Genomic DNA, 22,856 nt, shown 5'->3' on the forward strand with positions numbered 1-22,856 from the left:
GTCTTTTTACTATAACAACTTATAGTGCACCTGGACGGTGTTATTATTCAATTTCTTTACATCCAGTAACTCCAGGCGGTTTTCAAACTCCAGGCCGCTGACAAGAGGTAATCCGCTCCCAAATAACACGGGTTCTACCACCAGGATTATTTCATTCACCAATCCTGCTTTCATAAATGCGCTTACTGTTTGCGTACCACCAATGATCACTGCTTCAGTATGTCCTTTAGCAGCGAGCTGCGCTACAATCTTTTCCGGGCCGTCGCTGGTAAACAACACATTGGATTGAGCCGGTGTGGCGCTGGCATCGTGCGTTAACACCACCAGCGAACCTTCTTTAATCGGCAGGTAATTTGGCGCCAGGATGTTGTAGGTGGTTTTTCCCATGACCACCGCCTGTGTACGTTGACATATCGCCATAAACCCTTCCCCGTACTCCGGCGATAACCAATCAGGTACATTTCTTTTATTACTGATCATTCCATTCGCAGAAGCAGCGAGATAAATAACGATTCTCATTTCCTAAGCTTTATTGTAATGAACTAAAATATTACATTACAAAAATACGCTGATCAGATGAGTCACGCCTCCCCTGCAAACGACAATTTAAGGGGGCGTTTGCGACAGATTGGCAAATCCCAAAATGCCGGCACCGGAGCACCTGATGAAGCCGGGTTTTTTAATTATCAATTATCTTTGGTATTCAATCAAGCGCTGTTTTTGATCAATAAATATCAGCAATATGAGCAGGCAAATTTTTAACAGGTCAGTTAAAGTTGATGGTGTCGATATTTTCTACCGGGAAGCCGGAGACAAAAAAAACCCCTCCATATTACTGTTGCACGGATTCCCAAGCTCATCTGTGATGTTTAAAAACCTGATAGTAGCCTTATCAGACAGGTTTCACCTCGTTGCCCCGGACTACCCGGGATTTGGCTTTAGTGGTTTTCCGGACAAAGATCTTTTTGAATATTCCTTCAGTAATATATCAGCGTATATCAATAAATTTACGGATGAAATAAACCTGAAGTTCTTCACTATCTACCTGCACGACTATGGCTGTCCGATCGGACTGCGGCTATGCGTTAACCATCCTGAAAAGATAGCGCGGATAATAGTACAGAACGGCAACGCTTATGATGAAGGTATCGGCCCGCAGTGGGATGAAACGATTGACTATTGGCAAAACCCAACCCCTGAGAAGAAAGCGAAAGTTTCAGCGTTCTTAAGTGAGGAAGGTGTAAAGATGCAATATACCGCAGGACTGCCGGAGGAATTGTTACCCAGGGTTAGTCCTGAGTTGTGGCAGCTCGATTGGGACTGTATGAAGCGGCCTGGTAATATTGATATGCAATTTGATCTGAACTGTGATTTTGAAAATAACATTAAAATGTTCCCGGTTTTCCAGGAATATTTCCGCACTCACCAGCCTCCTGCTTTGATTATATGGGGCAAATATGATGCTTTTTTTAGTGTAAAGGAAGCCCATTGCTACAAGAGGGACTTACCCGGCGCCCAGGTTCATATTGTTGATGGCGGCCATATGGCGCTGGAAACAAATTTTGATGAAGTGTTAAAACTGATCATTAAATTCCTGGGTTAAAATAGAAAAAATATGTGGTCACACCTTTACTGGTATTACGAGATACGAGGTAACGAAACTTATAGCCAGCAACTATTAACCAACGATGTTCTCAGCGTTTTGGAAAATACCGGGAAGTTAAAAGCCAAGGGGAACCAGGAATTCTGTAACATGGAAGGTCTTCCGTGGATCAACGTTACTGCTATCAATTCGCGGAATGGCAGTTATGGCAGGGCCGAAGATTTCAACAGCGAATGGGTTAATTTAATCGCCATCATCGGATCAAAATCTACACCTGAAAATGAAACTTTTTACATCAGTTTATTAACTGACATTGCTGAAAAAATAAACTGGAAATTAATACTGGAGGAAGACGACAACGATAATGAAAACGTTGTTTTAAGGAAAAAGACACCATAGCTGTCAATTATATGAGGGCCCTTTTAATAACGCATAAAATTGTATATCCCTCTATACCCGATGAGGATAATCCAATAAAAAGAAAAAGAAAAAAATCCATCACTCCCCTCCCCACAGATAAGGTTTAAAAAAGTGTCACCCCGACATTTTATTTACTCTTATAATCAATTATATTTTTTATTTTAGTGTCTATCTACAACTGACATACTGTTGTCACAACCCGTTTATAACTTTGTTTCAACAAACATCCAACACATGAAACAAACTATTCTTGTACTGGCCATCGCAATGATAGCCCTGACTTCCCACGCACAATCCAAAAAAAGCAACAATATGTTTACTGTAAAGCCCTTCAAAATCGATGTACAACAAACTGTACTGGACGATCTCCAAACCCGCCTCCGCCAAACCCGTTGGCCCGATGCGCCTGAAAACATTGGCTGGAAATACGGCACTGACCCCGAATTTCTCAAAAGCCTCGTCGCCTACTGGCAAAACGGGTACGACTGGCGCAAGCAAGAAGCCGCACTTAACAAATTTCCACAGTTTACAGTGGAAATAGATGGTGTCTCCATTCATTTCCTGCACATCAAGAGTAAAAACCCCAATGCCCGGCCCCTGCTGCTCATACACGGATGGCCTGATTGTTTCTATCGCTTTTACAAAGCCATTCCGCTGTTAACGGATGATTACGATGTGATAGTGCCTTCCATTCCCGGTTTCGGCTTCTCGAGCCATGTATCCATGACCGACGACGGTTCTGCAAAAATTTTCGCCACACTGATGAAAGACGTGCTCGGCTACAACAGCTTCCTGGTGGCCGGCGGAGACGTAGGCAGCGGCATCGCCAAATCCATCGCCAATCTTTATCCTGAAAACGTGCCAGCCATCCACCTGTCGGATGTAGGGTATCCTAACGGCTCGGAAGACTGGAGTACTATGTCCAAAGCCGAACAGGAATTTGGACAGTTCATACAGCAATGGTGGTACCGGGAAGGGGCATATTCCATGCTCCACGCCACGAAGCCGCAAACGCAGGCGTTCGGTCTGAATGATTCCCCTGCAGGCCTGGCCTCCTGGATCGTTGAAAAGTTTAATACCTGGGGATCACCCGGTGGCACTATTGAAGAACATTTCACAAAGGACGAGCTGCTCACCAATATCATGATCTATTGGGTTAGTCAAACCATTAACTCCTCCATGCGTACTTATGCCGAAGGCGCTTATCAGCAACTTGCTTCGGGCCAGAAGGTGAATACTCCTACCGGCGTCGCGGTATTTCCCGGAGATGCACCAACACCACGGGAATGGGCGGAAAGAAAAACAAATGTAAAACGGTTTACCGTCATGGAAAAAGGTGGCCACTTCGCTGCATTGGAAGCCCCCGATTTGTGGGTGAATGAAGTGGATACTTTTTTCAAAAGTAACCCGGGAAAATAAAACCATAGCAATTTAAAGATTACAAAAGGGGGTATGAAAATACCCCCTATGTATTTGAAAAGCCATCGTGATCCGTACGTATTAACATGAAAAAAGTAACCATCACTTTACTAACCCTGTTTAGTTTTTACAGCCACGCACGGGCACAGGAATTTGACATTGTTACGCTTCATAATAAGGTGTCTATTTGTTATGATGCGAACAGTAAGTTAGATTCCATTACTGCCAATCTTCTTGCATCGGATATTGAACAGATCAGTGGCTTCCGGCCTTCCACCTCAGCAGGTATTGCTGATGTAAGCGGAAATGTGATTGTTATTGGAAACATTCATGCTGAAATCATTGCCCGATTCCGCAATAAGATAAACCTCGACTCTTTAAACGGTAAATGGGAAAGTTATGGCTACCGACTGCTGAAAGCCCCGACAAAAAATATTAAAAATGCACTCCTCATTTGCGGAAGCGACCCCAGAGGTACGGCTTATGGCGTGTTTGATTTATCTGCCCGTTTGGGCGTTTCACCCTGGTACTGGTGGGCCGATGTTAAGCCGGTAAAAAGGAAAAAAATTTCCATCGATATAAAAGACTATACCTCCGCCCCTCCCTCCGTAAAATACAGGGGGATTTTTATCAATGATGAAGGCTGGGGCCTGCAGCCGTGGGCGGCTAAAACCTTTGAACCCGGAACAGGCGATATTGGCCCGAAAACATACGCCAAGGTATTTGAACTGCTCCTCCGTTTAAAAGCAAACCTGATATGGCCCGCCATGCACCCTTCTACCAAAGCATTCTTTCATTTCCCCGGCAATATAAAAACCGCGGAAGACTATCAGATCATTATTGGCTCTTCTCACGCGGAGCCAATGCTGAGAAATAATGTAGGCGAATGGGATGAAAAAACGATGGGCCGGTTTAATTACTTCACCAACAAAGAAAAGATTTACAGCTATTGGGAAAACCGAATCCGGGAAAGCCGTGGCATCAATGCCATTTATACCCTCGGCATGAGGGGCGTGCATGATGGCCAGATGGAAGGTATTAAAGATCTCCGGGACGCTGTTCCCATAGTGGAGAAAATTATCGGGGATGAACGGGAGATGCTCGCCAGGTACATCAACAAAGATGTAACAGCTGTACCACAGGTACTAACTCCTTACAAAGAAGTACTGGAAATATATGATGCTGGCATGAAGGTTCCCGATGATGTAACCATTGTGTGGCCCGATGACAACTACGGTTACATACACCGCCTCAATAATAAAACAGAGCAGGGACGCAGCGGTGGGTCCGGTATTTATTACCATGCTTCCTATTGGGGCCGCCCTCATGATTATCTTTGGCTTAGTTCCACGCCTCCCGGATTGATCCGCGAAGAAATGCTGAAAGCCTTCGAAACAGGCGCCAACAGGTTGTGGGTACTCAATGTGGGAGATATCAAGCCCCTTGAGTACAATATAACGTTGTTCCTGGATATGGCATATAACATAAAACCATTCAGGGACAGCAGGTATGTCAAAGATCACCTGACGAATTGGGCAGGGTCTATATTCGGAACCACCCATGCCCGGAAAATTAGTGACATGCTATGGGAATACTATCAACTGGCGTTCGAAAGAAGACCCGAGTTTATGGGATGGAGCCAAACCGAACCGACTACCCCAACAAATTATACCGGCTATAATCATTTTTTCTTTGGAGATGAGGCCCGGCGCCGGATAGACAAATACAGCATGCTGGAGACAGGAATGAGAAATATCCGGTCACAAATCAACGTTAAGGACACAGACGCGTTTTATCAGTTGGTGTATTATCCCATCGTGTGTGCCGCGCTGATGAATAAAAAATTTCTTTACAGGGATAAAAGCTACTTATACGCCAAACAAAACAGGTTAAGTGCATACGATTATGCCCAATTATCTTCAGATGCTTATGAAAGTATAGTACGGGAAACCGCCTACTATAACACAACACTGGCAGGCGGTAAGTGGAAGCATATGATGTCGATGGAGCCGAGAAGTCTCCCTGTGTACCAGGCGCCCGTTATACCGCCCATCCATATCGACAGTACAAACAGTTGGGATATTGCTCCCGAAGGTTTAGTAACCAAAGATTCTTCCCTGTTAAGCACGACCGGATCGAAGTCGCTACCGGTTTTTGATGTATTTAATAAGCAGAAACATTTTATTGACATCTTCTTAAGTAAAAATCAGCCGGTAGAATGGAAAGCAACCACCTCTGATAACTGGATCCGGTTGTCCAGCAGCAGTGGCGTGTTAACTACAGAACCTGGCAAAAAAGAAATGAGAATATGGGTGGACCTTGACTGGAACAAATTTACTGGCAATGAAAAAATGACCGGTCACATAACGTTCCAGGGAGCTGGCAGGCAGATGCAGGTAAACATCCAGGGAATTAAACGAAATATTCCGGCGCTTTTAGACTATAAGGGTAAAATTGAAAACTGTGGATTTGTTTCCATACAGGCATCTCATTTTTCCCGGCAAGTGAAAAGAGGGCTGCAGCATTGGAATTTTGTAGAAGGACTGGGATATAAAGACACGGTGCTACAGGCTTTGCCAGTGACAATAGCCGGTGAATTGCCGACAGACCCTGATGTTATTAAAAGCAACCACTCTTATGTTGAATATGATTTCTATACCTTCTCCTCCGCAGATCCGGGCATTACTATCTTCACATTACCCACCCACCCGTTAAATAACCTTTATCATTTACGTTATGCTGTTTCCATCGATGATGGGCCATTAAAAATAGTTGACTATAAAACTTTTGGCAGAAGTGAAGAGTGGAAACAAAATGTGTTGCGCAACAGGGCTGAAAAGAAAATTGATATGCCGCATCTAAGCGCCGGAAAGCATCAGTTAAAAATATACTGCATGGATCCGGGGGTAATATTAGATGAAATCCGGATTGACCTTGGAGGATTGAAAAAGGCGTATAGTGCCATTCCGTAATTAAGGCCTCATATCGATAGAAAGCACTGTGAATCACACAAACTAAATTTCTTATTTTTACAGCAAATAAAAGCGCTAAATTACCACCATATGAAAAACGCTAAAAAAAAATTGTCACCCGAACAATCACAGGAACTCCTCAGCGTATTGAAAACCCGTTTTGAAAAGAACAAGCACCGTCACAAAGGGCTCGACTGGGCCAAAGTACAGGCAAAGCTGGAAGCAAACCCAGGGAAATTGTGGTCGCTCGATGAAATGGAACTAACCGGCGGCGAACCGGATGTGGTAGGATATGATAAAAATAAAGATGAATACATTTTCTTTGATTGTTCAGCTGAAAGCCCCAAGGGCCGCAGAAGTATCTGTTATGACCATGAAGCACTGGAGTCGAGGAAAGAACACAAACCGGAAAACAGCGCCATTGAAATGGCTGCGGATATGGGTATCGAGGTTTTAACGGAAGCCCAATACCACGACTTACAGCAACTTGGCAATTTTGATTTGAAAACATCGAGTTGGATCGTAACGCCCCCTGCAATAAGAAAACTTGGCGGCGCGCTCTTCTGTGATCGTCGTTATGATCATGTTTTTGTGTATCATAATGGTGCGGAATCTTACTATGCCGCCAGGGGCTTTCGCGGATCGTTAAGGGTATAATTCCCATAATACAGTGAGAATGGCAGAAATAGCCCCCCAAAATCTCCCAAACTACCATCGTGCTTAATAAGCTTAAGGACTATCTTTGAAACTGATTTGGAACACGGATGAACATTTCAGCAGCATCCAAATCTGTATCGAAAATAAAAACATTAACTATAAAACCTTTAGTTTATGAAAGCAAAAAAAATCTGGGCGAATTTCAGTGTCAGTGATTTAGAACGAACCACTAAGTTCTATAAACAACTTGGATTTAAGCCAAACGGAGCGTCGGACCAACTCACCAGCTTCTTCTTTGGCGGGGAAGATTTCATCATCCATTTCTTTTTGAAGGATATACTTGAACCTGCTATGAAGGGACAAATAATAGACACCAAATCCGGCAATGAAATTATTTTCACTATTTCTGTTGAAACTAAGGAAGAGGTTAATAGTTGGGCAAAAGAGGTGGAGCACGCCGGGGGAACAATAGTTTCACAGCCAGAGGAATTTGGAAAGGGCTATTATGGTTTCGTGTTTGCTGATCCTGATGGTCATAAGTTCAATATATTTCAAATGTAGTATCGCTAATGAGCGACTGGAAATATTAGTTTAAGCAGATAAATAAAAAGGGTGCTGTAGAAGGCACCCTTTTTGTTATGTCTTGCCACTGGCATCCGATCAACATGACTAGAATGACTTTTTTAAATACTTCAAAAGCGACAAATTAATAGCTATCTTACTATCCGATCATTAATGCGATTGCCATGACAATAAGAAAACTCATATTATTTATTATTTTTTCATCTTATTTGCTTTGTCAGCATCGTCTCAAAATCAGGAATATACTGCAGACAGTCTAAGAGCTCAACGGTTGATAAACGACAAGATAACACAACTGGAAACCTTGGGCATAAGCGAGTATTTATATATGTTCTCAGCTGGAAGCTCACTGCCTATTTTGTATAAAAAAGGACAAAGAATAAACGGCATTAGGAACTTGTCTTATTATAAACCGGGATCAAGGTTTCGTAATGTAAGATTAACCAAGCAGCAGAAATCAAATTATACCAAGTGTATTGATAAGGCCCGGATGGATACAACTATAAATTTCTCCGGATGTCACGATGATGTCCATGCATTTAGCAGGATTGTTTTTTCAGCAAATTCTTCCAAACACAATCTAAAAGGGTCCTTTACAACTGACTGCTGGGAAAAGTTGGAAAGAAATGATTTGTATCTACTTGATGATATCTATAAACGTCTTCTAACCAAATATTACGTCAAAGTCTGAGGTTTGCCACTGTCAGTGGTTTCGGTATATATTTTATAAATCTCCTAAAACAGCAGCCTCTCTATTTCCGTGTCTGGCAGTACTTTTTATGCTAAAAATTATACTTGTTCAGCTAAAGTGGATTTAACAATCATGGGGATGGCTCCGAAGAACCATCCCGATAATTAAACAAACTGAAACTCAAGGCCCAACATCACCTGTCACAACATCCCCGGCCCGTTTGTAATTCGCTATAATAACCCCTTTAGAAGTCACCTGGCTTTCTGTTAACGTAAATGCTGCCGGGATCCCGCCGTTCTCGAAGAGCTTTTTTCCTTCACCGAGAATCAACGGGTAAATTTTGAGCCGGAGTTCGTCCACCAGGTCGTGTTTAAGTAATAGTTGAACGAGCTTTCTGCTACCCCATACCTGAATATCTGCACCCTCAGAATTCTTCAGCTTTTCGATATCTGCCGGAGTTTTGAGGAAAATGGTATTTTTCCAATCTGATTTTTCCATGGTCTGCGACAGCACGTATTTAGCGCCATCATTAATACCAGGCCAAAAGTCAGCATGTTGAGGCCAATAAGATGCAAAAATCTCAAATGTTTTTCTACCTAGAATATAATCTGCCGGCTTCAGCTCTTCCATCATGATCTTGCCAAAAAGCTCATCACCATAAGATGAAGTCCAGCCGCCATATTTGAAGCCGCCGGAAGTGTCTTCCTGCGGACCACCAGGTGCTTGCATAACGCCATCCAGTGTAATCATTGAAAAAACAGTTATTTTTCTCATTTTACTTTCTTTTTTACAATTAAGATAAAAGTTGTTTTTCTGATATTGAGATCTACCGGTTACTTTAAAAAATTGTTCAGGTAGTTCAATATTGTTGTTGTCTGCATCATCAGGGTAACATGACCTTGTGAAGGAACGATGGCCAATTGCGATTTGGGCATTGTCCCCAGATCAGCACTAACAGCACCTCCCAATAATTGATATGTTTTTATTAACTCAATTTTATCCAGTCCATCATTATCACCGGATATGATTAACACCGGTGCGGTAATTTTCGAAATATTGGCCTCCCCGAGGTTGAATGGCACTGCAGCATAGGCAATCATCTGCTCTAAAAACTTTGTCCACTTTGTTTTATCAGGCGCCACAGCATCATAGGCAGTTTTCATAGGGGTGTTCGCAAAAAACTCCGGCTTCATTTTTTTAAACGCATCGCCTACTACGGGCAGCCAACCGGTACTTTTATAGGTAGCCGAAATGATGACCAGATTTCTTAAGCGTTTAGGACTTTGTATAGCAAATTCGTAAGCTATAGCGCCGCCAAAACTAAATCCTGCTACATCTGCACTGTCAATTTTCAGATAATCCATTACTCCTTCCACATCGCGTGCTAAAGCAGCATGCGATAAGTCCCTGTCTGAATACGGTGTATGTCCGTGTCCCTGCAATTCGATGGCAATTACCTTTCTGGTTTTTGACAGCTCGGGGATCAATTGGCCCCAGTTTGTATTAATTGTCATAAAAGCACCGTGCAGTAAAATGATAGGCCTGCCCTCGCCATATACTTCATAATAAACTTTGATGCCATTAACAGGTGCATAGCCGCTGCTGGAAGGTTTCGCTTGCTGTCCGCTTGATTGCGATGCTATAGCCATAATTGCAATTAACAGTATTGATTTAAGAAGATGACGTGTTCTGAATAGATTTTTCATATCGCTGTTTGAATGTTAGTTTGAATGTTATTGACAATACAAAACTATCATTCTCTTCAGGATCCGGCATGGGGTGAAAGCGACAACTTAGGGGTAGAATTCCGACAAAACAAGTCTGTTGTGCAGATTTTATCAAGAATGGCTATCAGGCCAGGGGAAAAACCGGTAACCCCTCCTTTACTTTTCATTAGCTGTTGCGGGAGGAACTATGCCACACATCCTGAGATAAATGGCCATCTGGCCATAGTGTTCATTTGCGTGGGTAAGCGCGTAAAATGCAAGATCAAGCCGGGAAAGTTTGCGCCACCTGAAATCAATCATGTCCATCGCATTTTGATCTGTTAGCGTTGAAATGGCCTTTCTACCGGTTTTGAATGAAGCTTTGAGGTAGTCAAGAATGTCTTTTTTGGTGGTGATACTTTTAGGACCATTTACATCTTCAATATCCGGACGTATTGAATCGCCGGTAATGGCACTCCAAATAAGAATATTGTCAGTGGCCAGGTGCATGATCTGGCCACCAAATGTCCGTGCGCCTTTAAAAACACTATTTTTTATATGGAGGTCCTCAGGTGTAAAATTATACTTACTCTCCGGCATTGCCTCTGCAGTTGTCAGGATATCATTCTCAATTTTATCAAATTGTCTTTCTATGGCAGCAGTAATTGATTGCTGACCCAAACAGGCCGTCGCAATAATAAGATGGAAAGTAAGAAAGGTTACTATCTTCGGAAGCGATACCATTTGATAATTATTAGGAATAAGTTACAATAAAAATAGAGAATTATCAAATGGAAAGCCTTCGTTAGTCCCATGCCTTAGAAAGACACCGCAATGCCGCCATTGAAACCAAACTGCAATATGGATGAATAGGTGCTAAGTCCGGTACTAAGACCACCCGTACCGAAGTACACACCTCCTCCGGCGCCCTGCACCGCAGAGAGCAACTACAGGCGTCTGCGAAACGAACAACATTAACATACACTACACCAGAACCGGAGGTAACAAACCACCGCTGATATTGCTGCATGGACTAATGACTAGCGGCTTGTGCTGGTCAAGTTTGGCCCAAACGCTGGAAAAAGATTATGACGTGATCCTGCCGGATGCCAGGGGACATGGCAGGTCTAGCGCACCTGATTATGGCTACCAATATGAAGATCATGCAAATGATATCGCCGGTTTGATTAAGACCTAAGACTTCCTTCCCCATTCCTCCTCGGGCATTCAATGGGAGGAATGACGGCAGCTGTGGTGGCAAGCCGCAAACCCAACCTGCTCCGTGGCCTGATCTTGGCCGATCCAACCTTCCTGAGCCCGAAAGTTCAGCGCGAAGTTCATGGTAGTGATGTTGCCGGTCAGCACAGCAAAATGCTGGAAATGTCGCTGAAAGAAGTAGTGGCGGAAGCGCGGACCAGGCATCCAAACCGCTCACCGGAAACGCTCGAATTATTCGCCCGGGCACGACTTCAAACCAGCATGCGGGCTTTTGATGTTCTCACACCGCCCAACCCCGACTATAAGCAGTTAATGAGAGAGATTAACATTCCAGCGCTCCTTCTATTTGGTGACAAGGGTGTGGTTTCACATTCGGTCGCTGACGAATTGCAGTCACTTCATCCCGCGCTCCAGGTTAAACAGATTCCTGAAGCTGGTCACAGTCTCCACATGGACCAACCGGAACGCTTTGCGTCTGTTGTCAAAGCATTCCTATATTCAATTATTTCTACTAAAGGTATCCGGTAAAGCACGCTTCATCGTTGAAAAGCGATGTATTTTTTTCACGGATTATAGCATGATCATTCAAGAGAGTCTATCAGGCTTATTAGCCTTCAATACTACAGGAGGGTAACATCAATAATAGTGTCAGGAAAAGGAGAGTTGTTCTCATGCTGAAAGTTAGTAAAGTATTTACCAATTATCACTTAGATCAACTGAATAAGCCCACAACTACGTTTTTCAATATACAGCATCCACTTTCTCCGGTTTAGGCTTGTCTTTCACCGAATTAAACTCCTGAAATCCTTTATAATCATCAATGATACTGAGTTGCGGCCGGCCCATAAGGCCTCCGGGAAGTATCGAGCACTTCACAAAATATGCTTTCCCTGGCTGGATGTTTATTGACACCACATTTCGCGACTCTGTCCGCGCTGATATCTTTGCAGGACCAGTTTTATTAACTTTAATAAGATATCTGGAACTGTTTCTCATACGGCATATTACCGAATCATCCAGCAATACATTATAGGGAGGAGACGCCCCCATGTCCGGACGATATACATACAATAAAGCATAGGTAGCTGTATCGGGGAGCAATACATTCATAATTGAATCGAAGGCCCTGGTTCGGCCAGCTATCACGCCGGGGATATCAGGATGGTAATAAGCCTCTCCCAACAAGCGGTAGCAGGACGTAAACGCATCAGGAGACTTCAGCTCCCTGATCTTAATAATATTGCCGCCTGCTTTTATAGTCTGCGCTTTTGCCTGTTCCAATGTTTGTTCATATCCACATTCGATTTTAAAACCACCATCGGTTACTTTTATCTTACCAACTTTCCTCGCACCATCAGGTACCATATCTTCCTTATTGACAACTAATACCTCCGTAGTATCTGAAAAAGTGCGACCGCTGACTTGTATGCATACATTGAGCAAGAGCAGCAATGCTGCTACTGATTTTAAATATCGTTTCATTTGTATAGGTATCGGCTAAATATGCAAAGATAATTCCTTATTAAACTATAATAAAGATATGTTGAAAAAAAATCAGAAGTCAATTACTGTCAGGATAACTATGGCTCACCAAAGGGATTCACCAATCGCAGGAATACTAAAGAAAACCTATTCGCTCCTAAGACTTTTAACAGGATTCGCTAATGCGGCCTTTACGGCCTGGAAGCTAACAGTACACATGGCGATCAGCAGCACCAGCATTCCGGCCCAACCAAATAAAGACCAACCCATGGTGATCCTATAAGGATAATTCTCCAGCCATTTTACGCCTGCCAGCCATGCCAGTGGAATTGCTATTATCAGTGCAATTATCACCAGCCTCACAAATTCTAAAGACAACGCTGCCGCTATATTCTGGACCGATGCGCCTAATACTTTCCGGATACCTATCTCCTTAGTACGCTTCTCTGCAGAAAGAACAGAAAGACCAAATAATCCTATACAACTTATAAAGATGGTAAGAACGGCGCCAAAGAAAATAATCTGTTTCCACCTGGCTTCTGATTCATAATTCCGCTGATTCAGTTCATTCTTAAATACGTAGGTATACGGACTGAAAGGGAAAAAACTTCTGAACTTCGTTTCTATATATTTAAGGCTGCGGGTAGCTGTGTTGGGGCGTATTTTAATATAAAAAATTCCATAAGGATTTGAATTGCTCATTGTAAACAACTGGGCCCTTATTTTTTCATTAAGGGTGGTAAAATGATGATCTTTTACTACACCGATTACTTCATACGTTTTATTATTCTGAAAGTTGAAAACAACTGATTTACCAATAGGGTCTTTCCATCCGGCCTCCTTTACAAAAGTTTCGTTGACCAGGACAGCATGAACGGAATCGCCCGGGTAATCAACTGAAAAATTTCTGCCTTTTACCAAAGGGATCTTTAAGGTGGCTAAATAAGATTCATCCACTGTTTCCCATGCAAAGTTGATAGATGAGTCGTTATCCAATTTAGCGGCAGTTCCCCAATACCCCCCGTTTTTAGGTGCTACGTATGCAATATCCGGATAGCTAAGCAACTCGTGTTTGAAGACCGCAGCTTCCTGGTGCGACATATTATCCTTGTTAACTATTATGATGTCACGATCATCATATCCCAACTCCGCTTTTGTAAGATAATTGAACTGGGAATAGATAGTAAAAGTGGCTATAATTAAAAAGGCAGCAAGTGTGAATTGAAAAACTACAAGCGATTTTTGCAAGCCCCCATTACCTTTCAGTGTAAATCTGCTGTAGAGGGTTTCAACAGGTTTATATCCTGATAGTATAATGGCGGGATAGAATCCTGCGAGTAAACCAGTAAGCAGGAAGAGTGCAAAATAACCTGCCAGCAGCTTGAAGTCGAACAGGTAACTAATTGCCAGTTTTTTATTTGACAAATCATTAAACAGTGGAAGGGCCAGTTGTGCCAGGATAATTGCCAAAGCAAAAGCTATTGCGCACAATACAAACGATTCTCCCAGGAATTGTATAATAAGTTGTCGCCTGTCACTTCCTATAGCCTTACGTATTCCGATTTCCTTTGCACGCCTTACAGAACGGGAAACGGTAAGATTTACGAAATTGATATTTGCAATCAGGAGCACAAAAAGTGCAATGCCGGAAAGAATATAAGCATAAACAGGATTGCTGGCTTTTTGCAGGCCATTCTGCGCTGAAAGGTCTTTGCTCAAATGTATATTGAGGAACGGCTGAAGGGAATAAGTTTCCAGACGGGAATTGTCGGGTTGCCCAAATCTGGTATTCATCGCTTTCATTGTTGCACTTGCATCTTTCACATAAAACCGTTGCATTTGTTGAGCAACGGAATTCGGATCAGCGTTATCATCGAGTTCAACAAAAGTATTAAGGTAATAAGAAAACCAGTTCTCATTGTTATTTAAATCTGCTTGGGTTTCCTTGATTGGTAGGAGGATCTTAAATTCAATGGTGGAGTTTTGCGGGCAATTTTCAGTAACAGCAGTTACCTGGTAGGGCACAAATTTCTCATTCTCTCTTAACATAAGAATCTTACCAACTGCGTTCTCCGTACCAAATTGTTTCTTCGCTTCTTCCTTTGTAAGTACAACAGAATGCGGGTCTTTCAAACAGGATTGTGCATCTCCGTCAATCAACGGAAAGGTAAATACTGACAAGAAGTTAGCATCTACAAAAAGGAGGTCTCTACTTTCTACTTCAGCACCCTTTTTAAGATCTGCCCGGCCATCCTGAACGCGCACAAATGATTTGATCCCGCTTACATTCCGCGAAAACCTGGGTCCCTGTAATAAGCCTGTACTCGAAAATCTCTGCTCTGTGCCATTGACAACTACCCTGGAAACTATTCTGTAAATGCTGGCACTCTTCTTATGAAAACGGTCAAAGCTCACTTCATCCTTTACATAAAGTAGTATCAGCATAGCGCAGGTAAGACCAATAGTTAGTCCTGCAATATTGATTAAAGAGTAGATTTTATTTTGCGCAAGTGAGCGAATTGCAATCTTCAGGTAGTTTCTAAGCATATAGGCAATATAAGCTCCCTGAGCATTTCAATGCCTATGCCAAAATGCAAGCATCTGATTAATAATTATTTATATAAGTCCAAATCCAACAAAATGTCCGATTGAGAACATGCAGTGTACGTCAACGGGCAGCAAAAACCCAGATTCGAAATTGTTAATCGAGTTTATATATGCTCACATCTGTAAAATAACCAAGCGTTTCCGGTCCAATCCAAAGTCCTACGCTTCCACGCAGATCTTTGCCCTGCTTCAGGTCATTGACAATCAAAGTAGGTTGTTCAGCACCATTGATATAGAATTTGGCCGTTTCATCTTTTACTTCAATTTTCACCCTGATCCATTCCGCCGGCATCATATCAGCATACGCCTCGTATTTTCCCGGTGTTTCTTCCCGTGATCTATCCCAGGGGTAGCCCGGCAACGAAACATACTGAGTCGAATGATTCCTCCGTACCTGGTCATTGGCCCGGCCATTGGTTGGACGAATGTAAAACAACTCCATTTTGGAGGTATCCTTACTCACCCGGAAGGCAATGCCAATAAACCCACGTGCGCCTTCTCCGGCATTCATCTGTGGTTGTCCTGAAATAGTTGCTTCAATGATACCATTATGAAAATCGGTATTTTTGAGCAAGGCAACTGTCTTTTCGTTAATGGCGATGTTCGGCATTTGCAAAGCCAGTGCGTTTTTACCTTTGTAATCCGACTGCGTAACAGTTACCTGATACGGAATAACACTATCAGCAGCCAGGGAAATACGCTGCGCCTGAGACGATACAAATAAAAAAGTATTCATCCCCAAAGTAATCAATAAAACTTTTTTCATTGGAACTGATTTTAGCAGATATTTCAATGCGCGCGGCCATCCGGACATTGGATTTCAAACGCTCATGCATCCTAAACTGTAATATTCGATATGAAGATGATGTCCTTGCCAGATTCCATAAATTCAAATGAAAAATATATAAGCGCCCCGGTTCATTCATAATTAAGCTACCTTATTAAATTTGCTTCGATAATCACCCGGCGTCATGCCGACTACTTTTTTAAAGATTTGCCGGAACGCTTTGACGTCACCATAACCCACCTCGTACATTACTTCCAGGATTTGTTTACTTGTTGATTCGAAGCTCCGTTTGGCAGCCTCTACTTTAACACGCTGAATATAATCTGCCGGAGAAAGCTGTGTAGCCTTTTTAAAGCGGCGAGTGAAGTTAATCCGGTCCATAAAACAATGCTTTGCCAACTGCTCTACTGTTAACCGGTCACCGATGTGCTGCTCTATATATTCCTGCACGTTTCGTATCATCTGGTCCTTATGATCCTTCAATCCATTAAACAAGATAAAAGGTGATTGGGAGTTGCGATCAATATCGAGCTGCAGTACTTTTGAACAGTAAAGCGCAACTTCGCGGCCGCTATATTTTTCAACAAGATAAAGTACCAGGTTCAGACTGGAATGACCACCTCCCGCCGTATACAGCCCCTGATGTTCTGTAATGATCCTGCTGGTCTGCAAGTCCAGTTCAGGAAATAATGCACGAAAATGCGCTGCTGCCTGCCAGTGTGTTGCACAGGGTGTGTGCCTGAGCAATCCTGTGGCGGCTAAAAGGAAAGTACCTGTACATAAGCTGGCCACTTCGGTTCCCCTGCGATATTGTCGTGTTACCCAATCCAGCATCTTTGTACTTTTTTGTATGCCGAAGTCGTACTCACGATCGAAGCTGGGCAGCAGGATCAGATCTGTTTTAGTAATATTTTCGAACGGTGTGATATTTAACTGGAAAGTTCCGTTCAATAACTTCTGCCGAAGGTCGGTACCTGCCAGTTGGATATGATAATAAGGCGGTTTACCCTGCGCCAGATAAAACTGGTTAGCTTTCTCGAATATTTCGATCGCTCCAAAAAGGGTACTTGGTTTTAGTACGCCATCAGCTATTAAGATCGTTACACTTTTCATATTATAAAGGTAAACCACCCTATATGCACAAACAACCCCTTAAATTGCTAAATGTACACCCCCTCGGAGTCGCCGGTGCGCTTTAATTTTGCTTTCATGAAAAAGACAAATATTCTTGTGAGCGGAGCAGCAGGGCAAAGCGGCGGTTTAATTCTGCGGGAACTGGCTTCGCGACAACAACCGGTCCGGGCCCTGGCACGCAATATAGCAAGCGCAAAAAACGGGACTGATATTCCCTTAATTGAATGGATCGAAGGCGATATGTTGGCCAAAGATACCCTAAGGCCAGCCCTGGAGGGTGTGGAGCGCACTATCCTGATCTCATCGGCAAATGATCGCATGGTGGAAACACAATGCACCTTTATCGACGCCTGTAAAGAGGCTGGTGTAAATCATGTTATTAAATTTTCTGGTGAAGAATCACAGCAAGGCTACGATGCACAGCAATTTCGTTTTACCCGTGAGCATGAGCAGATCGAGGATTATCTGGAAAAATCCGGCCTTCAATGGACACACCTGCGCCCCAGCCAGTTTATGCAGGTATACCTGCGGGAAACGGCAGCCATCAGCAGGCATGGTGCATTGCGCCTGCCTTTAGCGTCAATCCAGATGTCGCCCGTCGATTTGCGCGATGTAGGGAAAATTGCCGCTTCCTTATTAATTGATGGTGGATACCACGGCCGGTCTCTTCGCATTACCGGACCAGAGGCGCTATCCATATCGGAGATTGCCCGGATATTATCTGACACCACCGGTAAGGAGATTCCTTATGTCCCTGTAAGCTGGGACGAACGGAAAGCAGCATTGGCAGCTACAGGCATGCCGGGTTACTTTCTTGATGCGCTTGCAGAACAGACCGCAGAAAGGGTAAGCAAGCCGCAAGCTTTTATTGATATCAGCACACATCAATTGTTTGATATAACGCCAACCACATTTGCACAATTTGCAGAACAACACAAGCACATTTTTTAACCAGCAATGAAGAAGATAAGCCTGCCAACGAATTTTGCAGCGTTTATTTACAAAAACAAAGGCACATTTAACAACTAAATATTATGAAAAGCACACAGATAAGTTATTCCGTAAATCCGGAAAAAACCGGTGAACACATCGACCTGATACGCGGCGTATTTGAGGAACTGAATCGCAGTCATCTGACAGAGGTAAGCTATAGTTGTTTTCAAACAGGTGAACATACCTTTATGCATATCGCACAGTTTGGCAGTGAGGCTGCACATCAGGCATTTACCAACCTGCCTTCATTTAAGGCGTTCAGTAAAAATTCAGGCGATCGGATTGTCAACAAGCCCGTTTCAATTGACGTGAAGGAAATAGGTGATTACAAAAATAAACTAGCATGAGAAAATTAATTGTAAGCAGCTTTGTCTCCCTTGACGGCGTTGTAGATAAACCCTGGGAGTGGGTCGGGTCTTTTTTTGATCAGGAGCATAAGCAAGACTCATTAACGAAGCTTAAAGATGTCGACCTGTTTTTGTTAAGCCGTCCTACTTATGAACATTTTGCATCGCTATGGCCGAATATTAAAGGAGAGGCCTATTTCGATCACATGAATGCGTTGCCAAAGCTTGTGGCGTCTAAGACCATCAAGGAAGCCGGATGGAATGCGACAGTCATCAATGGGGAAGTAACCGAAGAAATTGCCAGGCTGAAGCAAGGACCGGGTAAGCATATTCTTAAATACGGATTTGGTGACCTTGACAGGACGCTGATGTTGCATCATCTCATCGATGAACTTCAGCTTTGTATTATTCCTGTTGCAGTTGGCAAAGGCCGCCGTATTTTTGAAGGTATGGACCCAGACCAAGTCAAACTCATATTGACTGATATCCGCAATTTTGAGAATGGTGCAGCGATATTAACCTATGTTCCATCCGGTTCAAAAAAGCAATAAGAATGAAGCGGGAGAATACTTATTTAAGTTAAAATCAAAGGCCCCGTGCTTTACATTGATCGTTTCTCCCTGTATGTTTCCCCGCAAATCAATTGGTTGAACCTCTTTAACTTTATACCCATCAGGGAGCTGTACGGTACAGTTACCGGATATACCTGCCTGCTCCCACAATCGCAAAATGGTTCCGCTACTGTCAGGATTTTCACCGAATGCCGTTACTAAAACACCGGTTCTTGAAATAGATATGCCCTTCCTTTTTAAAGGTTGGTTTCCGGAGGCTCCTTCTGCTACTCCTGTCAGTAATGGCACCCGGGCCTCCCAGGATTTTTGTATTAGATTGGGTACGGTTTCCGTGTGTTGATCTGTTGCCCATATCCGAACTCTTTCGCTCCATGTACCATCCTGCCAAAGAGGGTAATTAGTGTTCCACATGTTATTGTAAAGATTGACAAATACCGATGATCTTCTGGGCATATCATCTAAAGAGAATTTCCATAACCCGGGCTCTCCCAAACTGATAAGGGGAGCATCTATCGGCGCAAGCGCCACTCCTGATTTGTTTGCAGCCGTAATAGCAACACCTGAATTCACCGCCATCAAATACCTGTTACTGCCGGAAATAATATCCGTTACCGCATTTATCGCCCCTCCCAAGCGGCCAACCGTGAACGCAGGTTTATCAACGGCAAATGGGAAACAAAGCCACCCTCCTTCAGGTTGTTTGTCTGGGGTTTTAGATGCTACAAACCATTCAACATCCACATACGCTTCCTGTCGCGGAAAAGTAAAAACAATAGTGTAACTTTTTGCATAACCTTTTGTCTCAGTTGTCGATAAAACAGCCACATCGACTATTGGGGTATGATGCACAGATAATTTCCAGTCTTCAGGAGTAAAAGACAGATAAGGGATTTTGTCTGCCGGCGGCATACCTGGTTTACCTAAATCATCCAGCCCCCACCCCTCCTTAATCCTGTTGTATGCATTAAACCATTTATCCACTTCATTAGCACTGAAGCGCTCATGCAAGAACTGTCCCATCACATAGGCAGAAGAACTATCCGCCAGTTCACGACCAGTACTTTTTTCTTTTAAAGATGATATCCCGCCTCTTTTTAAATCGAAAATAGCGGCAAAGAACGGCGTGGTGAGTGTGGTCTTTTCATCAGACGATGTGGTTTCATTTTTCAGTTCTTTTTCGGATATGACAACATACCCGCCCGCAGGAACGTCTTTCACGAAAATGGTTTTTCCTTTTTCCCAGGGTACCTCCACCATTTCTGAACGTTTCCAGGATAGCGGATTATATACTACGAAACGCTTTCCTGCTATATTTGTCGATTTTGCCAATGCGTTTAACCGGGTTGTCAGTTCCTTTGTTACGATATTGTTTGTATTTTGAATATACTGGCGCTTTTTGTCATAAGATTTTAACCATTTTGTTTTGCTTCCTATTTTGGTGTTTTCCGCATCGCTATTGGGCAACCCGGAATAGTCCTCATTCAGGGGAATAGGTTCGGCTTTTGCTTCTTCCAACCATTTCTTCCAGTCATCGCCATAGCTATACCGGGGACCATATCCGGCATTCATACCCCAGGTATGCTCACTGTATAAAAGGCTTTGCTCATATGATTCCGCCAGCCTTTGTGCAACTGACTGATTAGATACGCCCCAGATGTTCATTTGTGTTGAAAGTGCATCCAGTACAGATTCCAACGGACGGATATTCCTGGCAATCTTTGATTCCTGTGGGTTTGCCATCAGGCCATGTATCCATGTATCCGGCATATCTCCGGTAACCGTTGGCAAATCAGGTTTTTCGGCAATAAGCGCATTGGCAAAATCATCGAGGGTTCCGAAATGGATTTTAATCCCCGGCATTTCCTTCCTGGCATAGGTTAAAAGATTCGCTATGTCTTTTTCCGAAGGTGGTCCGGCGTTGTCATTCGTCATTTGCATCGCCAGATAATTTTTACATGGCCAGTTTTCAGTTGGCTTGATATCGGAGCCGTACAAAGCGGTATAATTACAAAGTATTTTCGAACCATCAGGGCCTTGCCACCAAAACAATTCAGGCAGACGGGGATACTGGCTGGCAGGATTACAACCCAGCTGCAGAAACTTAATACCAGCATGATTCAATAAGGTTGGCAAAACCCAGGAATGACTCGGCACATCTGTCATTTTTGCACTAATGGTCATTGGTAGCCCGTACTTCCGGGTGACGGCAGACGAATAATAAAGGCCACGAACCAGGTCCTCATAATCGAGCGACTCCGTTTGCATTGTAAAAGGAAGCCCGTGTACTACAATCCGGCCATCCCTGATACTTTTTTCAATTCTTGCCTTCCTTTCAGGAGTTTGCAGAGGGCCAAGTATCTGTGCCTGTAAAGGCCAGCCCGGAACTGTCCAGGCGAATCGGTGATCTTGTGATTGAGTGGAATTTTTTTCTATTATTTCCAATGCCTTATCCATCATTTCTGTGCGATAACGCTTGAAAACATTCTGTGGTAAATCGGTAAATCCTAAGTCAAAATGGGTCTTAAATACCACCCATACGTCTGTTACTTTCGAAATATGGGGAGTAGCTGTTTTTCGATCTTGTGCACCTGTTCTTGTTACGAATTTTCTTCCCCCTGTGATTCTACACTTAATTCATGAGGGAACGGTGCACTAAGCTAAATGATATATCCCGGTAACATACCGTCAAAATTGACATTATCCTATGTTATTTTGCCCCTTCAAAGCTGATTTTTATTTTATTTTAGGCGGATACATTATAAATGTTCCTTCGGGCAATTGGTAAAACGACACCGGCTTTTCCAGCTTCACAACGCTTTTTGCGATCATCCCTTTTATTTCGCCGTAGCCTCTGTCGCTGTAAACCAACAAAGCCATACCGGGTATTTTTTGCAGGTATTCAAACGAGGGCAAATAAAACCGGGGCAGTTCGGGGCAGTACCACACTGTTGTTTCCTGCTTTGTATCACCCGGCCTTACCGCATCCGGGGTATAATTGATTACTGCACGTTTACAGAGATAGCCGGCTACAGTCATTGTATCATTGGTTAGTGTAATACCACCGTGCTTTTTCCACCGCTCCGGAAAACCCTCACCGGCATGGTAAACATTGGTCTTCATAAATTCATCAAAATTCATCGGAAGCGCCATTTTGCCCCGCAATTCCATCAGCCTTTTGATTTTGTATTCTATCTGCCAGATTGTTTTATCGCCGTTGGGCAAAATATCCTCTGCATACAAATACCCGGGATGAGCATAAACTACCAAAGGTTTCCAACCGGCCTTTTCTATCCGTTCCTGCTCCACGTGCATCGGCACTTCAGATGGGCTGCTGGTATCTGTTGCCTTAATGTAAAAGCCAAAATCTATTTTATAAATCTCTAACAACTGGTTGCTTTTTGTTTGGGCATTGCCGTTTGTAAATGTCATAATTGCTGATAACAAGAGCAATAACTGAAAGATTGGTTGTGGACTCATATTCCAAAAATAGACATTATGGTGCTGACAAATATCCCTGGATACAGGTATTTTATTCTTTGTATTACTGAGTATCTTTGTAATTTGAAAGAACTATAAAAGTTTTGTTGCCAGCCCCAAACATCAATATTGCTATAAAAATTATGAGATTGCAAATTACACCCTTCGCTATTATTTCGATAATAGCAC

General features: G+C 43.1%; 21 protein-coding genes and 1 pseudogene. 12 read left to right on the forward strand and 10 right to left on the reverse strand.

Going from position 1 to position 22,856, the window contains the following annotated elements; genetic code table 11:
• Window positions 1–9: 9 nt before the first annotated feature.
• Complete coding sequence (locus QFZ51_RS24300) at window positions 10–519, reverse strand: dihydrofolate reductase family protein (protein WP_429049883.1); 510 nt, start codon at window positions 517–519, stop codon at window positions 10–12.
• A gap of 57 nt (window positions 520–576) precedes the next feature.
• On the opposite strand from QFZ51_RS24300, the gene QFZ51_RS24305 reads away from it, so the two are divergent.
• The 7 genes from QFZ51_RS24305 (at window position 577) to QFZ51_RS24335 (ending at window position 7,632) form a co-directional block, all read left to right on the forward strand.
• The gene (locus tag QFZ51_RS24305; RefSeq protein ID WP_429049885.1) at window positions 577–762 is read left to right on the forward strand and encodes a hypothetical protein; all 186 of its coding nucleotides are present in this window, start codon (window positions 577–579) and stop codon (window positions 760–762) included.
• Entirely contained in the window at window positions 743–1,603 is an 861-nt protein-coding gene (locus QFZ51_RS24310) for an alpha/beta fold hydrolase (protein WP_429049887.1), read from the forward strand. The genes QFZ51_RS24305 and QFZ51_RS24310 overlap by 20 nt, the downstream gene beginning before the upstream one ends.
• A 12-nt stretch (window positions 1,604–1,615) precedes the next feature.
• Complete coding sequence (locus QFZ51_RS24315; protein WP_429049888.1) at window positions 1,616–2,002, forward strand: hypothetical protein; 387 nt, start codon at window positions 1,616–1,618, stop codon at window positions 2,000–2,002.
• Between the two features lie 255 nt (window positions 2,003–2,257).
• Window positions 2,258–3,442: an epoxide hydrolase family protein gene (locus QFZ51_RS24320; protein WP_429049889.1), complete on the forward strand. Its 1,185-nt coding sequence runs from the start codon at window positions 2,258–2,260 to the stop codon at window positions 3,440–3,442.
• Between the two features lie 86 nt (window positions 3,443–3,528).
• A complete protein-coding gene (locus tag QFZ51_RS24325) occupies window positions 3,529–6,414 on the forward strand; it encodes a glycosyl hydrolase 115 family protein (protein WP_429049890.1) in 2,886 nt (961 codons plus the stop codon).
• Between the two features lie 90 nt (window positions 6,415–6,504).
• Entirely contained in the window at window positions 6,505–7,071 is a 567-nt protein-coding gene (locus QFZ51_RS24330) for a DUF4256 domain-containing protein (RefSeq protein WP_429049892.1), read from the forward strand.
• A gap of 174 nt (window positions 7,072–7,245) precedes the next feature.
• Window positions 7,246–7,632 (forward strand): VOC family protein, encoded by a 387-nt coding sequence (locus QFZ51_RS24335; RefSeq protein ID WP_429049893.1) that lies wholly within the window; start codon window positions 7,246–7,248, stop codon window positions 7,630–7,632.
• Between the two features lie 892 nt (window positions 7,633–8,524).
• Here QFZ51_RS24335 and QFZ51_RS24340 read toward each other — a convergent pair.
• The 3 genes from QFZ51_RS24340 to QFZ51_RS24350 all read right to left on the reverse strand — a co-directional run bounded on the left by QFZ51_RS24340 (window position 8,525) and on the right by QFZ51_RS24350 (window position 10,794).
• Entirely contained in the window at window positions 8,525–9,118 is a 594-nt protein-coding gene (locus QFZ51_RS24340; protein ID WP_429049894.1) for a dihydrofolate reductase family protein, read from the reverse strand.
• Between the two features lie 59 nt (window positions 9,119–9,177).
• Window positions 9,178–10,050, reverse strand: coding sequence for an alpha/beta fold hydrolase (locus QFZ51_RS24345; RefSeq protein WP_429049896.1), 873 nt, complete (start codon window positions 10,048–10,050; stop codon window positions 9,178–9,180).
• Window positions 10,051–10,227: 177 nt separating this feature from the next.
• On the reverse strand, window positions 10,228–10,794 hold the full coding sequence (locus QFZ51_RS24350; protein WP_429049899.1) for a DinB family protein: 567 nt from the start codon (window positions 10,792–10,794) through the stop codon (window positions 10,228–10,230).
• Between the two features lie 277 nt (window positions 10,795–11,071).
• On the opposite strand from QFZ51_RS24350, the gene QFZ51_RS24355 reads away from it, so the two are divergent.
• Both QFZ51_RS24355 and QFZ51_RS24360 read left to right on the forward strand, forming a co-directional pair.
• Window positions 11,072–11,248 carry an alpha/beta fold hydrolase gene (locus QFZ51_RS24355; protein ID WP_429049902.1) on the forward strand — a complete coding sequence of 59 codons (177 nt, stop codon included), beginning with the start codon at window positions 11,072–11,074 and terminating at the stop codon, window positions 11,246–11,248.
• Window positions 11,249–11,265: 17 nt separating this feature from the next.
• Window positions 11,266–11,796: pseudogene (locus tag QFZ51_RS24360) on the forward strand (alpha/beta fold hydrolase); the annotation flags it as partial.
• A 213-nt stretch (window positions 11,797–12,009) separates the two neighbouring features.
• Here QFZ51_RS24360 and QFZ51_RS24365 read toward each other — a convergent pair.
• From QFZ51_RS24365 to QFZ51_RS24380, 4 genes are all read right to left on the reverse strand, one after another.
• Window positions 12,010–12,750 carry a hypothetical protein gene (locus tag QFZ51_RS24365; protein ID WP_429049904.1) on the reverse strand — a complete coding sequence of 247 codons (741 nt, stop codon included), beginning with the start codon at window positions 12,748–12,750 and terminating at the stop codon, window positions 12,010–12,012.
• A 147-nt stretch (window positions 12,751–12,897) separates the two neighbouring features.
• Entirely contained in the window at window positions 12,898–15,297 is a 2,400-nt protein-coding gene (locus QFZ51_RS24370; protein WP_429049907.1) for an ABC transporter permease, read from the reverse strand.
• Between the two features lie 154 nt (window positions 15,298–15,451).
• Window positions 15,452–16,123 carry a hypothetical protein gene (locus QFZ51_RS24375; RefSeq protein ID WP_429049910.1) on the reverse strand — a complete coding sequence of 224 codons (672 nt, stop codon included), beginning with the start codon at window positions 16,121–16,123 and terminating at the stop codon, window positions 15,452–15,454.
• 162 nt (window positions 16,124–16,285) lie between these two features.
• Window positions 16,286–17,257 (reverse strand): GlxA family transcriptional regulator, encoded by a 972-nt coding sequence (locus QFZ51_RS24380; protein ID WP_429049912.1) that lies wholly within the window; start codon window positions 17,255–17,257, stop codon window positions 16,286–16,288.
• Between the two features lie 96 nt (window positions 17,258–17,353).
• On the opposite strand from QFZ51_RS24380, the gene QFZ51_RS24385 reads away from it, so the two are divergent.
• The 3 genes from QFZ51_RS24385 (at window position 17,354) to QFZ51_RS24395 (ending at window position 19,169) form a co-directional block, all read left to right on the forward strand.
• The gene (locus QFZ51_RS24385) at window positions 17,354–18,229 is read left to right on the forward strand and encodes an NmrA family NAD(P)-binding protein (protein ID WP_429049915.1); all 876 of its coding nucleotides are present in this window, start codon (window positions 17,354–17,356) and stop codon (window positions 18,227–18,229) included.
• A gap of 83 nt (window positions 18,230–18,312) precedes the next feature.
• Window positions 18,313–18,618: an antibiotic biosynthesis monooxygenase gene (locus QFZ51_RS24390; protein WP_429049918.1), complete on the forward strand. Its 306-nt coding sequence runs from the start codon at window positions 18,313–18,315 to the stop codon at window positions 18,616–18,618.
• The gene (locus QFZ51_RS24395; RefSeq protein WP_429049920.1) at window positions 18,615–19,169 is read left to right on the forward strand and encodes a dihydrofolate reductase family protein; all 555 of its coding nucleotides are present in this window, start codon (window positions 18,615–18,617) and stop codon (window positions 19,167–19,169) included. The genes QFZ51_RS24390 and QFZ51_RS24395 overlap by 4 nt, the downstream gene beginning before the upstream one ends.
• On the opposite strand, the gene QFZ51_RS24400 is transcribed toward QFZ51_RS24395, so the two are convergent.
• On the reverse strand, window positions 19,155–21,722 hold the full coding sequence (locus QFZ51_RS24400; protein ID WP_429049922.1) for a hypothetical protein: 2,568 nt from the start codon (window positions 21,720–21,722) through the stop codon (window positions 19,155–19,157). The genes QFZ51_RS24395 and QFZ51_RS24400 overlap by 15 nt on opposite strands.
• 201 nt (window positions 21,723–21,923) lie before the next feature.
• Complete coding sequence (locus QFZ51_RS24405) at window positions 21,924–22,619, reverse strand: hypothetical protein (protein WP_429049924.1); 696 nt, start codon at window positions 22,617–22,619, stop codon at window positions 21,924–21,926.
• Between the last annotated feature and the right edge of the window lie 237 nt (window positions 22,620–22,856).

This window comes from Chitinophaga sp. W3I9 (genome assembly GCF_050434025.1).
GTDB lineage: Bacteria > Bacteroidota > Bacteroidia > Chitinophagales > Chitinophagaceae > Chitinophaga.